This is a genomic window from Aeromonas sp. ASNIH4, assembly GCF_002934425.1.
GTDB lineage: Bacteria > Pseudomonadota > Gammaproteobacteria > Enterobacterales > Aeromonadaceae > Aeromonas > Aeromonas hydrophila.
Genome location: NZ_CP026217.1, coordinates 2,610,793 through 2,623,760 on the forward strand (window position 1 = coordinate 2,610,793; position 12,968 = coordinate 2,623,760).

Here is a 12,968-nt window from a genome sequence, read left to right on the forward strand (position 1 = left end):
GTACCCGCTCACACCAGGCAAACGGACATAAGAAAAATGAGGGGGAAACTAGCTGACTCGGTTGAAAGCAACAGCTAAGCGTTAAGAAAACAAGGGGCACCGCACGCGGTGCCCCCTGATGGGCAAGTTACGCCTCGATCGGCGCACGCCAGTCGTCCGCACCGGAAGTGCCGGCAACGGTGTGTTCCCAATCGATTTTGCGGTAGGCCAGAGAGACCTGGATCAGCTGGGTGAAGTCAGACTTCGCCGGATCCTGGCAGTGGGGCATCTGGCAGTCGATGTCAACGATGGTGGCATCGGTCAGCACAGTAGAGAAGAAGTGCTCCTGCTTGCCCTCGACGGAGGTGCGGTACCACTTCAGGGTCACTTTCGGCAGCATTTCGCCGGAGGCCAAGGAGTTGTACATCAGCGGCACAGCTTTGTTCAGCGCAACGGTGAACTTGAACGGCTTGTGGACACGCTGACCAGCAGGCTGACCGGATTGCGGATCTGTCGGCACGGTGACAACGTGCTGGAACTCTTGTACCAGCATCTCGTCTTCGTGGCCCTGCACGAAGATGTTGCCGACGGAATCGGAGGTGAAGTCACCAGCGGTGATGTTGCCCTGAGTTTTACCTTCGATGCTGATATAACATGGAGTTGGCATGGGTATGCTCCTGATTGGTTGAACGGTAATGACACTCGACCGAATCCGTTAGCAGTGACCATGCCAAACAGTTTTTTCGTTAAAAAACAAATAATTAAAATAAACTCTCACTTGCACAGCCGCCATGCGGCGCAACAAGTTGCGTAGGTGGCACATAAAACTACACGACTTTGCACAACTAGCATCAATCACTAAAAAAATGGCAACCTATTGCGCAAGGCAGAGTTTGTATCTGTCTTCTTCACCTATTACCCGACGATCACTTACTGAAGATAAGCACTTGGCCAATCAAAGCCTGAGCGACCAAAGACTCTCACCATTGGCAGAGAGAAACAGAAAGAAGCGCGCCAATATGTCTTCGAAAAACAGACCTCTTGGCGCCAGCGTAATAAGGAAGAAGGGAGGCAACGTGGTGAGCGCGCTGCTCAATGAGATGGACAGCTTGGCAAGCTTCCTTGCATAACGCCCAGGCGGGCTACCCTGCCCACAGGTCGAGCCTGGGCCAGAACCGGGCTGTCTTCAACCCATAAAGTAAAAGGGCCTGTCTTGCGATAGGCCCTTTTACTTTGTTTGGTTATGAGGGAAGGATCATTCGCCACTACGTGGCTCACCCCTTCGGGGGGCCTGCGGCCGTTCATCACTGCAAGCTGCTCTGCTCGAACCCGGTGAGGGTTCTCACCCTCCTTCTTCGACATGAGCGGATAATTCTTCCCCAAAGCAAAAAACCAACCATCAGGTCGGTTTTTCAATCTGCACGCTGGGTCGGGATTGACTCGCGCCATCCATGGCGAGCGGCCTCTGGCCGTCCAGGCGGACTATCCTGCCCGCCTGTCGAACCCGAGCCCGCCTGTCGAACCCGAGCCCGAGCCCGAACCGCGCCGCCCGTCGCCAAATAAAACAAAAGGGCCTGTCACAAGACAGGCCCTTTTGTTTTATTTGGCGGTGAGGGAGGGATTCGAACCCTCGATACGTTGCCGTATACACACTTTCCAGGCGTGCTCCTTCAGCCACTCGGACACCTCACCAAATTTTGGTCTGTTGTTTAACGTGCTCAGACAGCACGGTGTTCGCTGCGCCGTTGCGCTGGAACGGGGCGTAATTTAGGGGAAAGCCCCCCCGGCGTCAACGGCTTTTTGCATCAGGCGAACCGTTCGCACATTTAACGCACAAATCAGTGCACAGACTCCGGCGCAACCTGGATTTCCGGCAGATTCAGGAAGCCCAACCGCTCGCATTCGGAGACCACTTCATGCGTGGTGGCGATGGTGCTTTCAACGAACAGCAGGAACTGCTCGACCGACAGACCGGCCTTGGTGAAGACGGTGTGGCCCACCACCAGACGCGGCAGGTTGTCATCGATGATGTCGAGGAACACCTTGAGCGACGGGTACTGCATGTTGAGACGACCCAGTTCGGCCACCAGCGGCAGCAAGGCGGAGGGACGCACCTCCAGCTCGGATGAAAACAGCAGCCCTTCCTCTTCGACGAAGATCCGGCTCTCCTGAATGCCTTCGACGGACTGCAGAGAGACAATGTGGATACCGTGGCACTGATCACAGACGTAGTGCTCGATACGAGCCTGCTGCAACCAACGCATTATCATTTCGGAGCTGGGGATATTCATCATTTCCACGACACAATTGGGATCAAGGGGCGCAGTCTAAACCAATTTTCCGGCAACCAAAAGCGCACTGGCCGGATAAGCACACGCCTCGCTTCTTTTTGGCAAGCCGCCTGCATATACTCAGCCCATTCCAGCGCCACACTCGCCCCACAGGGGGCTAAATGACCATCCAAGAAAAGTACCGCCTGCATCTGAAATCCCTCTCGGATGAACTCTTGATCCTGCAAAAGCCCATCCGCATTCTGGATGCCATCAAGTGGCCCCGTCACCTGCAGGCCGACTTTCTGGCCAGTGGAGGACGCACGCTGCCAGCCGTCGACAAAGCCTTCTATGATGGCCTCCCCCTCGGTTTTGATCCCCGCAACAAGTATCTGGAGCTCAAGGAGCTGCGGGACCGGATCCGCCGCCGGCTCGGCCCTCAGGACGAGCTTGGCCACATCCTGCAGGAGACGGTGGATCAATACATGGTGGTCATCGAAATGCTGCGCCAGCGCGGCCAACAGGATTTTCTGCGCTACAGCCAGCTGCTGTACGGCTCAGCTGGCGATCACCTGCGCGGCGATCGCAAGACCCTCAAGGAGCTGGGGGCGAGGCTGTGCGACATCTTCTCCCTGCCCGGCGCCCGCCACCTGGTCCGCCCCTACCCCAAAGAGTTCGAGGGGGAAGCGGCGGTGGCCAAATTGCAGGGCAAGCTGTCGAGCTATTTCAGTGACGGCACCGTGCAGGTCAAGCTGAGCGATGGCATCGTCTCGGACGCGGCGGCCGGCGGTGATTACATCAAGCTCAACTCCCACGCCCGCTTCTCCGAGCTGGATCTGCAGGTGCTGGAGGTCCACGAGGGCTGGGTGCACGTGGGCACCACCCTCAACGGCCGCCAGCAACCCTATGCCACCTGGCTCAGTGCCGGCTCGCCGCGCATCACCGCCTGTCAGGAGGGGTTGGCGGTGCTGATAGAGACCCTCACCTTCAGCTCCTTCCCGGACCGGGCCAAGCGCATCTCGGATCGGGTGATGGCCATCGACATGGCGGAGCGCGGCGCCGACTTCATCGAGGTGTTCCAGCACTTCGTCGGCCAGGGCACCAGCGAACACGACGCCTACAAGATCACCCAGCGAGTGTTTCGCGGCGGCATGGTCGAGGGCGGCGCCTGCTTCACCAAGGATCTCTCCTATGTGAAGGGCTATGTGGAGACGGTCAACTTCATCCGCAGCGCCGTGCTGGAGGGGGTGCCCGAGATCCTGCCCATGCTGTTTGTCGGCAAGGTGACCCTGGATGACATCCCGGTGCTCTATCAGCACTATCTGGAGGGGCTGATCAGTGCGCCCCGTTATCTGCCTCCCATGTTTCGCGATCTCACCGGCCTCTACGTCTGGTTCGGCTTCGCCTGCGGCATGTCGCTGGTGGATATCGGCCGGGTCCAGCAGCACTTTCGTCAGCTGTTCCACCGCCTGCCGGTGGCCGATCCCATCATAGCCCCCGTCGACATCGAAATTGACTGAACCGCCAGCAACAAAAAAGGCGCCAAATTGGCGCCTTTTTCTATCCACTCATCGCGATGAAGAGGGGATTATTTGAAGGCCCGCCCTTCCAGATAGTGTTTGCGACACAGAGAGACATAACGATCATTGCCGCCGATCTCCACCTGCTCGCCATCGCGCATCACCTGGCCGGCTTCATTGACCCGGGAGTTCATGTGCGCCTTGTTGCCGCACCAGCAGATGCTTTTCAGCTCCTCGAACTTGTCAGCCAGGCAGAGCAGGTGGTAGGAGCCGGGAAACAGCTCGCCACGAAAATCGGTCTTGAGGCCGTAGGCGATCACCGGAATGTCCTGCTCGTCGACGATGCGGGCCAGCTGATAGACCTGCTCCTTGGTCAGGAACTGGGCTTCATCGACGATGAACACGTCGATGTGCCGCTCGGCATGGCGGGCTTTTACCATCTCGAACAGATCGCAGCTATCGCTGAACACCTCGACTCTCAGCTCCAACCCCACCCGGGCACTGATCACCCCGACCCCGAAGCGGTCGTCGATGGCGGGTGTCATGGCCAAGGGATGCATGCCCCGCTCCAGATAATTGAAGTGCGCCTGAATGAGCTGGGTCGATTTGCCTGAATTCATGGTGGCAAACTTGTAGTGCAGTGAAGCCATGGTACTGTTCCGAAACTGAATTTATGGGGCGCATGCTAACCAAAGCCCCCAACAAAACCAAGGGGCCTGGCGGCCCCTTGTTCTTTTTATGCGATGGCCAGGTCCGCTTGGGACCTTGCCTTGCGCAAATGGTAGCTGGAGAAGATGACGAACCAGAGCGCACTGACGCTGAAGCCTGCCAGCACCGAGTGCATCAGCCCCATCACCAGATAACCGAGGGCGGCGCCGAAGGCGATGGCCAGGGCATAGGGCAGCTGGGTCATCACGTGGTCGATGTGGTGGCAGCCGGCACCGGTGGCCGACAGGATACTGGTGCTGGAGATGGGCGAGCTGTGATCACCGAACACGGAACCGGCCAGGACGGCGGCCAGCATCGGCAACATCAGCGTGATGTCACTGGCCGCCGCCATGTCACCGGCCAATGGCAGCATGATGCCGAAGGTGCCCCAGCTGGTACCGGTGGCAAACGCCATGGCACAGGAGAGGATAAAGACCACGGCAGGCAGCACCTCGATGGGCAGGTTGCCGTTGGCAAGCGATGCCAGGTACTTGCCGGTCTCGACGTCACGCACCACGGCGCCGATGGTCCAGGCAAACAGCAGGATGTTGATGGCCGGCAACATGGCCATGACCCCTTGCGGCGCAGCCTTGATCCAGTTCTTGGCGCCGAGCTTGAGACGCATGGCCAGACCGATGGAGACCACCAGGCTGCACAGGGCGCCATACACCAGGGACGAGCCGACATTGGTATTCTCGAACGAGCCGAGCACGCTGAACGGCTCGCCATTGGCGGCCAGCACGGCGGCACCGGAGTCAATCATGAAATAGACGGTGGCCGCGGTCAGGGTCAGGATCGGCAGCACCATGTCGATCATGCCGCCGTTGCTCTCCTCCGGGCTCTCCATGTCCAGGCCGATGGGGCGGCCCTTGGACTCATCCCACAGCTTGCCTTCCAGCGCCCACTGCTCGTGCTGACGCATCGGGCCGATGTCGAGCTGGAACGCGATCACCACCAACACCATGATCAGGGTGAACACCGCATAGAGGTTCATCGGGATCATCTCGACAAAGGCGGAGATGGGGCTCTGCCCGGTGATACCGTGAGCCGCCATGATGCCGCCGACCAGGGCGATGATATAAGCACCCCAGGAGGAGATGGGCATCAGCACGCAGACCGGGGCGGCGGTGGAGTCCAGCAAGTAGGCCAGCTTGGCGCGTGAGATCTGGAAGCGGTCGGTCACCGGACGGCAGATGGCCCCTACCGACAGGCTGTGGAAGAAGTCATCGATGAAGAAGGCAAAGACCATCATGCCGGTCAGCGTCTTGGCCCCCTTGCGGGTCTTGGCGCGCTTGGCGGCCCACTCGGCGAAGGCACGGGTCGCACCGGAAACGCTCATCAGGCTGATGAGACCGCCCAGCAGCAGCATGAACAGCAACATGTTGATGTTGTCACGGTTGAGTGCCCCGTCGACCCAGAAGATCTTGAGCACAGTGTTCAACATGTAATGCAGGGAATCGAGGGGAGAAAACTGGTTCAGCAGCAGACTGCCAGTGACTATGCCCACCCCCAGCGACAGCAGGACGCGGCGGGTCAGGATTGCCAGGGCGACGGCCAGCAGGGGTGGAATGATTGACCAACCGGAGTCGGCGTAGTGAATGATGTCCATGATCTCTTTGCACCTAAAGACAGCAGGTGGAGATCTACCGAGAGGATAAAGAAACAAAACCCATGGGGAGGTAATACTCCTCAGCCCCTTCAGGTAGCGCTCCATAGTGGATGACTATGGCAGTCCTGCACCTATTAGATGCAGAACCAGCAGCCCGGTATGATGGCCTGGCCACTTCGGCGCTGACTCCTTTCCTCGTGCATCACAGGCATCACCCTCCGCACAAGTAGTCATAGGCAGCGCGCCTCTACTTAAAGGTATTCGAGGCACATTTTATCGTGCCGGCACGTTATAGCAAGTTTTTTGATTAAATCACCAAATGGCGTGGCTTAAAATGGCATAGTGGTAGTCAAATGGTGCAAACATTATGATTTTGTCGCTATTTTCATCTATCAAGAACTCAGTCGAGTATGTACGTTGCCAATATTGCTGAATCGGGCCTGAATCCAAAATAGATCACTTAATTTCCACTATGAATTTATTAATTCAGCTGACTTGACTTGATCATAAATGGCCGTATAAATTAGCCAAAATTACTATATCTATTTAATTCACTCTTTTGCTCGCGTGGTGAACACTATGAACGAATTTTTGAAAGTCCTGCTGAATGTCCGTAGCCTGCGTGCCGCTTGCCGTGAGCTGACACTGGAACAATTGGAAGAAGGTCTGGAAAAGCTTTCCACTATTGTCAGCGAGCGCCAGCAGGATGAAGCCGCCGAGCGTCAGGCTCGTGAAGAACATCTGCGTAAAATTAACGAATATGCCGAAATGCTGAAAGCTGCCGGCATCGATCCGGCCGAATTGGTTGGCACCGTGGCCGTGGAACCCGCCAAGGCCAGCAAGGGCAAACGTGCTCCCCGCCCGGCCAAATACCGTTATATGGACAACGGCGTGGAAAAAACCTGGACCGGCCAAGGCCGTATGCCTTCCGTGATTGCCAAGGCCGTTGCCGAAGGTAAATCCGTCGAAGAATTTGCCATCTGATAAAGCCGTATCGGCGCAATAAAAAACCTCGCATCGCGAGGTTTTTTATTGTCTGTAGCCTGACTATCAGCCCCGCTCTGCGGCCTTGATCCAGAGCACTTCTGGGGTCGCCGTACAGGCCAGCAAGTAGCGGGCAATGGTGAAGAACCAGTCACTCAGCCGGTTCATGTAGGGCAGAATGGCCGGATTGAGCTGCTCGCTGCGGCTCAGGGTCAGCAGCAGACGCTCGCAGCGCCGGGTGAGGGTTCGCACCACATGGGCTTGTGCCGCCGCACGGGAACCACTGGGCAAAATAAAATTGCGCAGCACAGGTAAATTGGCGCTGTAGGTATCAATTTGTTGCTCCAGCCGCAAGGTCCACTCATTATTCACCTGCCAGATGGTCGCTTCCTGAGCTGCGCTGGAAAATGCCAGCTCCCCGCCCAGATCGAACAATTCCTGTTGCAATAATAACAAGTCAGCCAATAATCCGGTTTCGGCCGCAGGCACCTCGGCAATAAGAAGACCTATATGAGAATTTAATTCATCAATATAACCATAGGTTTCTACCCGTATATCGTCTTTGGCCAGTTGCAGCCCATCGGCCAGGCGAGTCATGCCCTTGTCACCCTGCCTCGTATATATCCTCATACCGACATCCTGTTAATAATGGGAACAATCATGGATTCCAGCCCGTTGAGCTTGATTTCATAGGCCAGCGCCAGCGTTTTACCCAGTGAACCGGCGGGAAAACCGGTGCGGGCCAGCCACACCAGATAAGGCTCCGGAATATCGATGATGCGACGTCCCCGATATTTGCCGTAAGGCATCTTGTTGGCCAAGGACAACAATACCCGCTCGTCGGACAACCACTCCATCTCAATCAATATCCAGATATTTATGGGTCTGGATGGAGAGCCGCCAATTGCGGGCAATGCAGGTTGCCATCGCCAATTGAGTGGCCCTGGGTTTCTGGCTGATGGGTTGCAGCGCGATCACCACGTTTTCACGCAAGCAAGCGGTGGCCAGCAGCGTATCCAGCTCCTCCACATGGCGCTCGGTGGCCACCGGATGCTTGATCTCGTTGGCTCGCTCGAGGGCAGAGACCAGCACCGGCAGCCCTCCCTTCATATTGATCTTGGGGGATACGGTGACCCAGGTCTGTTCATGGGTCTGGATCTCGCTGGTACCGCTGGTTTCGATCTGCACCTGATAACCCGCCTCAATCAGGGCGGCAGAGAGATCCTGCAGATCATAGAGGCAGGGTTCCCCACCCGTGATCACCACGTGGCGCGCTTGATAACCAAGCTGCTGGAAGCTGGCCAGGATCTGCTCCGTGCTCATCTTGCTCCAGCCATCGGATTCGTTGGAACAGTCGAGTACCGCCTGCACCCCCACTTCACGAGCAGGATCGACCACCCAGGTATGACGGGTATCGCACCAGGGGCACCCCACCGGGCAGCCATGCAGGCGAACGAAGATGGCGGGCAGGCCGGTGAAGACCCCCTCCCCCTGGATGGTCTGGAATATCTCGTTGATTGGGTAATGCATCTTGGTCACGGCTGGTTGCAAAAGTCGCGGATTATACCCCAAGCAAGGCCGAGACGCAGGTTCAGCATCCGCTTTTCTCGCCCAGCCCGGTTTTTTGGTGCAAGCGTGCCGCCACGCCCGCCTTGTCGGCCAGGTACTGCTGCAGGCCGCGGCTGCGCAGATCGCAGGCAGGACAGGCACCGCAACCGTCGCCGGCAATGCCGTTGTAGCAGGTGAGCGTCTGCTGGCGCACGGTGTCGAGGTGGCCGTAGTGATCCGCCAGTGCCCAGGTTTCGGCCTTGTCGAGCCACATCAGCGGGGTCTCGAAGCGAATAGCACGATCCAGCCCCAGCGAGACTGCCTGATTGAGCGCCTTGACGAACTCGTCACGGCAATCGGGATAACCGGAGAAATCGGTCTCGCACACCCCGGTGATCACCGCCTCGGCGCCCACCTGATAGGCGTAGATGGCAGCCAGGGTGAGGAACAGGATGTTGCGGCCCGGTACGAAGGTATTGGGCAGGCCGTTGTCCTGCAACTCGAAGCTCACCGGGATCTCGTCCCGGGTCAGGGCCGAGATGGCCAGCTCGCCCAGCATGGTCACGTCCATCACCTTGTGGGCAGCGATGCCGAGCTGGCTTGCCAGACGGCGCGCCGTCTCGATCTCTTCCCGATGGCGCTGGCCATAGTCGAAGGTAATGGCGTGCACCTCGTCATAACGGGACAAGGCCTGGACCAGGCAGGTGGTGCTGTCTTGACCACCACTGAATACCACGACGGCTTTTTTCACGAATAACTCTCCTCTGGGCAGTTCAACTGCGCCGGCCCTGGGCAAAATCGTGCCACTGCCGGTTCAAATGGGTAAAAAGGGTCATCAGCGGAGCGAAGCGATCGGGCGCCCTCTCCCACTGGGACAACAGATGGTAGCCCGCTTCCAGGGTCGACAGCGCCTCTGCAAACGGCTTCTTGCGAATGGAATATTGCCCCGCGACGGCGTCCAGCTTTATCCGCGGCAGTTGCTGCAACTCAGGGTTGCTGTGCAGCATCCGGTAGGCCTTGCGCCAGGTGCCATCAAGCAGCAAAAAACAGACCCGACGAGCCGGCTCGGCCGCCGCCCTCTCCCGTATCCTGGCAAGCGAGATGGCCTCCTCATCCGGCCACAGCAGATAACACTGCAGCGCGGGATCGGCCAGCAAGGCCGCCAGCTCGGGGACGTCGGCCACCTGTTCGCCCACATGCAGACGGGCCTGCGCCAGCGAGGCGGCCAGCAGGATGGCGGTACCCTTGGGATGCCCGACTTCGCTCGGATGCTGCAAAATATGGAGAGGGGCGAGATGCGGCACCTGCCGAATATAATCACACAGACAGGCTTTGAGGGCTCTGGTGCAACGTGTACAGTAGCGGCTCTTGTTGTCGTCGGACTGTTTCATGTTGTCAGAAAAATCAGGATTGCTCTGGGTCATCACGCTTTCACTCGCCAGTTTGCTGCTCTTTTTCATCGTGCCGAATCACCAGATCTCCTTCGATCGCACCCTGATAGCCCAGGGTGAAGGGTGGCGCATCATAACAGGCAATGTGGCCCACACCAATCTGTGGCACCTGCTGCTCAATCTGAGCGGGTTGTGGGTACTTTACAGCTTGTTTCGCGAATACCTGACCGGTTGTCGGCTGCCGCTGCTGCTGTTGCTGCTCGGCTCCGCCGTCGGGCTCGGTATCTGGTGGTGGTGTCCGCAGACCCAGTGGTACATGGGATTGTCGGGCGCGCTGCACGGCCTGTTCGTCTGGGGCGCGCTGCAGGATATCCGCTATCGCCGCTACTCCGGCTGGCTGATGCTGGCAGGGGTGGCGATCAAGCTCGGAGTGGACTTCTACAGTGCGGGGGAAAGCCCGGTGTCCGCCCTCATCGGCGCCAGGGTACACATTGAATCACATCTGATTGGCTCGGGCGCCGGCCTGTTGCTCGGCCTACTCCCGATCACCCTGCGCGAGCCCGCTCCCAAGGAGTAAGCCGTACATGATGCAATGCCGGCCCCACATCGGGCCGGCATTCTGTCCATTATCGATTTGCCAGCTCGGCGTTGATGCCTGCCAGCATGGCGGCAGGATCGGCCGACTGGGTGATGGGGCGGCCAATCACCAGATAGTCGGCCCCTGCCTCCACCGCCGCCAGCAGTGTCATGACCCGGCGTTGATCCCCAGCAGCTGAACCAGCGGGACGGATCCCCGGCGTCACCAGCTTGAAGTCGGCACCGAGCAGCGCCTTCAATTCACGCGCCTCTTCGGCGGAACAGACCACCCCATCGAGCCCCGCCTCCTTGGTCAATTTGGCCAGCCGGATCACCTGCTCGGCCGGGCCGACAGTGAGCCCCAGCGGCGCCATGTCGGTCTGCTCCATGCTGGTCAGCACGGTCACCCCGATAAGCAGCGGCGCCTTGTCACCATAAGGCAGCAACGCCTCCTTGGCGGCCCGCATCATCCGCTCGCCACCACTGGCGTGCACATTCACCATCCAGACGCCGAGCTCGGCACTGGCGGCTACCGCCTTGGCAACAGTGTTGGGAATGTCGTGAAACTTCAGATCCAGAAAGACATCAAATCCCTTGGCAACCAGCTGACGCACGAACTGGGGGCCAAACAGGGTAAACATCTCCTTGCCTACCTTGAGACGGCACTGGGCCGGGGAGATACGTTCAATGAAGGCGAAGGCATCGGCCTCGTGCTGATAATCCAGCGCAACCAGTACTTTGGGATCTAGCATCTCACTTCCTATCGATGGTTATTCGCCGCCCGGAGCTTGGCCCCGGTTCGACCTGAAAACACCAGGCCGCAGCGGCCTGGCTCATGATCTTGTGCTGGCTCTTACTCCCCGTCCAAGCCGCGGATCGGCTTGATGGACCCCCACTGGCGGCAGGAGGGACACTGCCAGAACAGGGAGTGGGTGGCAAAACCACACTGCCGGCACTTGTGGGTGGATTTGATCTTGATCTGCTCGCCAACCAGCTGCTGCAAGAGCTCAAGGCTCTCCTTGGCAGGGCCCTCCTCAGCGCTTGCCAGCTGGAAGCCCACCAGCTGATAGAAGCCCTTCATGGAGGGATGACGGCGCAATTGGCGCAGCACCAGCGCACGGGCCTGACTCAGACCATCGCGCTCTTCTACCAGCTTGGCCAGTGCCAGCGTCACGCTGACACCGGCATGATCCTCCACCGCCTGCTCCAGCAGAGGAATGAGATCGTGGGCACGGCCCAGCCGCTGATAGCACTCATTGAGGGAGGGAATGGCTTCGGAGGCAAAGTCGATATCCTGCTCGAACACCCGCAAGAGATCCTTGCTGGCCTGCTCGTACTCCCCTGCCGCCATGGCCAGTTCCGCCAGACGCAGGCTGGCACGGGCACAGGCGGGGTTGACGCTGAGCGCCCGCTTGAGCTTGGCAAGCCCGGCGGGTTTGTCCCCTTCACGCAAGGCGCTCTCTGCCTGCTCGCAGTAAAAATGGGAAATGGGCTCGGCCAGCTTCTTGCCCTGAAACTTCTGCAGCCGCACCGCCACGTCGATGGCCTTGTCCCAATCCCGCAGTTGCTGATGAATGATCAACAGTTGGGCCAGCGCCGTCTCTTCATAGTCGCTGTCATCGCACAGCTCGTTCCAGAGCGCCTCGGCCCTGTCCAGCAGACCGGCAGCAAGAAAGTCGCGCGCCAGCTCCTGCAACGCCAGCTGGCGCTGTTCCCGGGTCAGCTGGCGGGTCACCAGGTTCTGGTGGATCTTGATGGCGCGATCCACCTCGCCACGCTGGCGAAACAGGTTGCCGAGGGAGAGGTGGGTTTCGATGGTTTCGCTGTCCACTTCCAGCAGCTGGATAAAGAGATCCACCGCCTTGTCTGATTCATCGGACAACAAATAATTGAGGCCCGCCACGTACTGGCGGGAAAACTGGTTACTCTGTTTCTGGGTGTCCTGGCGAACACTCCTGCGCCCCATGTACCAGCCGTAACCGGCAGCAATGGGCAACAGCAGGAAAAGCAGTTCAAGCATCGAGGGACATTATTCCTTGGCAGCCGACCGAGCCAGCTCCAACTCGCGGGATTGACGGCGCATGGTGCGATTGAGGGTGCGATTCTGCATCTTCAGACGCAGGAACAAGAGACCGAATACCAGCCAACCCAGCAGGAAGCCACCACCAAAAAAGAATCCCAGCAACATGGAGAGTGAAAACTCGCCTTGGGCAATCAGATAGTTGAACTGCACCAGCTGGCCATTTTGCGAACCGACGGCCAGGGTCAGAATAAACACCAGCACCAGTGGAATGAGGGCCAAGATACGCTTCATAGGAGCTCCCTGTCAGTATCTAATGAAAGGCTGATTATCCTTAAAATCACCGGCAGACTCTAGAGCGAA

The 12,968-nt window shown here is 58.5% G+C and carries 15 protein-coding genes, 1 tRNA gene, 1 other RNA gene and 1 riboswitch; of the genes, 3 read left to right on the top strand and 14 right to left on the bottom strand.

Going from position 1 to position 12,968, the window contains the following annotated elements:
- Positions 1-127: 127 nt before the first annotated feature.
- The 4 genes from hcp1 to C2U40_RS11935 all read right to left on the bottom strand — a co-directional run bounded on the left by hcp1 (position 128) and on the right by C2U40_RS11935 (position 2,273).
- Positions 128-646, bottom strand: coding sequence for a type VI secretion system effector Hcp1 (hcp1, locus tag C2U40_RS11920; RefSeq protein ID WP_103827157.1), 519 nt, complete (start codon positions 644-646; stop codon positions 128-130).
- A gap of 571 nt (positions 647-1,217) precedes the next feature.
- Positions 1,218-1,345, bottom strand: a non-coding RNA gene (locus C2U40_RS11925) — RtT sRNA.
- A 238-nt stretch (positions 1,346-1,583) separates the two neighbouring features.
- Positions 1,584-1,671 (bottom strand) — tRNA-Ser (locus tag C2U40_RS11930).
- A 146-nt stretch (positions 1,672-1,817) separates the two neighbouring features.
- Entirely contained in the window at positions 1,818-2,273 is a 456-nt protein-coding gene (locus C2U40_RS11935) for a YbjN domain-containing protein (RefSeq protein WP_029301206.1), read from the bottom strand.
- A 158-nt stretch (positions 2,274-2,431) separates the two neighbouring features.
- Between C2U40_RS11935 and C2U40_RS11940 the strand changes: the two genes are divergently transcribed.
- Entirely contained in the window at positions 2,432-3,769 is a 1,338-nt protein-coding gene (locus tag C2U40_RS11940; RefSeq protein WP_103827158.1) for a flavohemoglobin expression-modulating QEGLA motif protein, read from the top strand.
- Positions 3,770-3,837: 68 nt separating this feature from the next.
- Here the strand turns inward: C2U40_RS11940 and C2U40_RS11945 are convergent, their stop codons facing one another.
- Both C2U40_RS11945 and C2U40_RS11950 read right to left on the bottom strand, forming a co-directional pair.
- Positions 3,838-4,419 (bottom strand): thymidine kinase, encoded by a 582-nt coding sequence (locus C2U40_RS11945; RefSeq protein ID WP_011705703.1) that lies wholly within the window; start codon positions 4,417-4,419, stop codon positions 3,838-3,840.
- A gap of 86 nt (positions 4,420-4,505) precedes the next feature.
- Positions 4,506-6,086: a Na+/H+ antiporter NhaC family protein gene (locus C2U40_RS11950; RefSeq protein WP_011705702.1), complete on the bottom strand. Its 1,581-nt coding sequence runs from the start codon at positions 6,084-6,086 to the stop codon at positions 4,506-4,508.
- A gap of 86 nt (positions 6,087-6,172) precedes the next feature.
- Positions 6,173-6,344: riboswitch (Lysine riboswitch) on the bottom strand.
- A gap of 321 nt (positions 6,345-6,665) precedes the next feature.
- Between C2U40_RS11950 and C2U40_RS11955 the strand changes: the two genes are divergently transcribed.
- Positions 6,666-7,070 carry an H-NS family histone-like protein gene (locus tag C2U40_RS11955; protein ID WP_103827159.1) on the top strand — a complete coding sequence of 135 codons (405 nt, stop codon included), beginning with the start codon at positions 6,666-6,668 and terminating at the stop codon, positions 7,068-7,070.
- Positions 7,071-7,136: 66 nt separating this feature from the next.
- Here C2U40_RS11955 and C2U40_RS11960 read toward each other — a convergent pair whose 3' ends face one another.
- The 5 genes from C2U40_RS11960 to C2U40_RS11980 all read right to left on the bottom strand — a co-directional run bounded on the left by C2U40_RS11960 (position 7,137) and on the right by C2U40_RS11980 (position 10,078).
- On the bottom strand, positions 7,137-7,700 hold the full coding sequence (locus C2U40_RS11960) for a cob(I)yrinic acid a,c-diamide adenosyltransferase (RefSeq protein WP_103827160.1): 564 nt from the start codon (positions 7,698-7,700) through the stop codon (positions 7,137-7,139).
- A complete protein-coding gene (locus C2U40_RS11965) occupies positions 7,697-7,927 on the bottom strand; it encodes a DUF3820 family protein (RefSeq protein WP_103827161.1) in 231 nt (76 codons plus the stop codon). Before C2U40_RS11965 ends, C2U40_RS11960 begins: the two co-directional genes overlap by 4 nt.
- Before the next feature lies 1 nt (position 7,928).
- A complete protein-coding gene (gene queE, locus C2U40_RS11970; protein ID WP_181014728.1) occupies positions 7,929-8,600 on the bottom strand; it encodes a 7-carboxy-7-deazaguanine synthase QueE in 672 nt (223 codons plus the stop codon).
- 61 nt (positions 8,601-8,661) lie between these two features.
- Positions 8,662-9,369, bottom strand: a complete 708-nt coding sequence (gene queC, locus C2U40_RS11975) for a 7-cyano-7-deazaguanine synthase QueC (RefSeq protein WP_011705697.1) — start codon at positions 9,367-9,369, stop codon at positions 8,662-8,664.
- Positions 9,370-9,391: 22 nt separating this feature from the next.
- The gene (locus C2U40_RS11980; RefSeq protein ID WP_103827163.1) at positions 9,392-10,078 is read right to left on the bottom strand and encodes a tRNA-uridine aminocarboxypropyltransferase; all 687 of its coding nucleotides are present in this window, start codon (positions 10,076-10,078) and stop codon (positions 9,392-9,394) included.
- Here C2U40_RS11980 and rrtA point away from each other — a divergent pair.
- The gene (rrtA, locus tag C2U40_RS11985; RefSeq protein WP_233768769.1) at positions 10,008-10,586 is read left to right on the top strand and encodes a rhombosortase; all 579 of its coding nucleotides are present in this window, start codon (positions 10,008-10,010) and stop codon (positions 10,584-10,586) included. The two genes, C2U40_RS11980 and rrtA, sit on opposite strands and share 71 nt — an antisense overlap.
- A 49-nt stretch (positions 10,587-10,635) precedes the next feature.
- On the opposite strand, the gene pyrF is transcribed toward rrtA, so the two are convergent.
- From pyrF to C2U40_RS12000, 3 genes are all read right to left on the bottom strand, one after another.
- Positions 10,636-11,337: an orotidine-5'-phosphate decarboxylase gene (pyrF, locus tag C2U40_RS11990; RefSeq protein WP_103827165.1), complete on the bottom strand. Its 702-nt coding sequence runs from the start codon at positions 11,335-11,337 to the stop codon at positions 10,636-10,638.
- Between the two features lie 101 nt (positions 11,338-11,438).
- A complete protein-coding gene (lapB, locus tag C2U40_RS11995; RefSeq protein ID WP_016350438.1) occupies positions 11,439-12,605 on the bottom strand; it encodes a lipopolysaccharide assembly protein LapB in 1,167 nt (388 codons plus the stop codon).
- Between the two features lie 9 nt (positions 12,606-12,614).
- The gene (locus C2U40_RS12000) at positions 12,615-12,899 is read right to left on the bottom strand and encodes a LapA family protein (RefSeq protein ID WP_011705692.1); all 285 of its coding nucleotides are present in this window, start codon (positions 12,897-12,899) and stop codon (positions 12,615-12,617) included.
- Positions 12,900-12,968: the final 69 nt, after the last annotated feature.

Coding starts and splice junctions, on each gene's coding strand:
- C2U40_RS11980 (WP_103827163.1), bottom strand. CDS start 10,078: ATGAAAAAGAGCAGCAAACTGGCGAGTGAAAGCGTGATGACCCAGAGC.
- C2U40_RS11945 (WP_011705703.1), bottom strand. CDS start 4,419: ATGGCTTCACTGCACTACAAGTTTGCCACCATGAATTCAGGCAAATCG.
- C2U40_RS11960 (WP_103827160.1), bottom strand. CDS start 7,700: ATGAGGATATATACGAGGCAGGGTGACAAGGGCATGACTCGCCTGGCC.
- C2U40_RS11935 (WP_029301206.1), bottom strand. CDS start 2,273: ATGATGAATATCCCCAGCTCCGAAATGATAATGCGTTGGTTGCAGCAG.
- lapB (WP_016350438.1), bottom strand. CDS start 12,605: ATGCTTGAACTGCTTTTCCTGCTGTTGCCCATTGCTGCCGGTTACGGC.
- C2U40_RS11950 (WP_011705702.1), bottom strand. CDS start 6,086: ATGGACATCATTCACTACGCCGACTCCGGTTGGTCAATCATTCCACCC.
- pyrF (WP_103827165.1), bottom strand. CDS start 11,337: ATGCTAGATCCCAAAGTACTGGTTGCGCTGGATTATCAGCACGAGGCC.
- C2U40_RS11965 (WP_103827161.1), bottom strand. CDS start 7,927: ATGGAGTGGTTGTCCGACGAGCGGGTATTGTTGTCCTTGGCCAACAAG.
- queE (WP_181014728.1), bottom strand. CDS start 8,600: ATGCATTACCCAATCAACGAGATATTCCAGACCATCCAGGGGGAGGGG.
- C2U40_RS11940 (WP_103827158.1), top strand. CDS start 2,432: ATGACCATCCAAGAAAAGTACCGCCTGCATCTGAAATCCCTCTCGGAT.
- hcp1 (WP_103827157.1), bottom strand. CDS start 646: ATGCCAACTCCATGTTATATCAGCATCGAAGGTAAAACTCAGGGCAAC.
- rrtA (WP_233768769.1), top strand. CDS start 10,008: ATGTTGTCAGAAAAATCAGGATTGCTCTGGGTCATCACGCTTTCACTC.
- C2U40_RS12000 (WP_011705692.1), bottom strand. CDS start 12,899: ATGAAGCGTATCTTGGCCCTCATTCCACTGGTGCTGGTGTTTATTCTG.
- C2U40_RS11955 (WP_103827159.1), top strand. CDS start 6,666: ATGAACGAATTTTTGAAAGTCCTGCTGAATGTCCGTAGCCTGCGTGCC.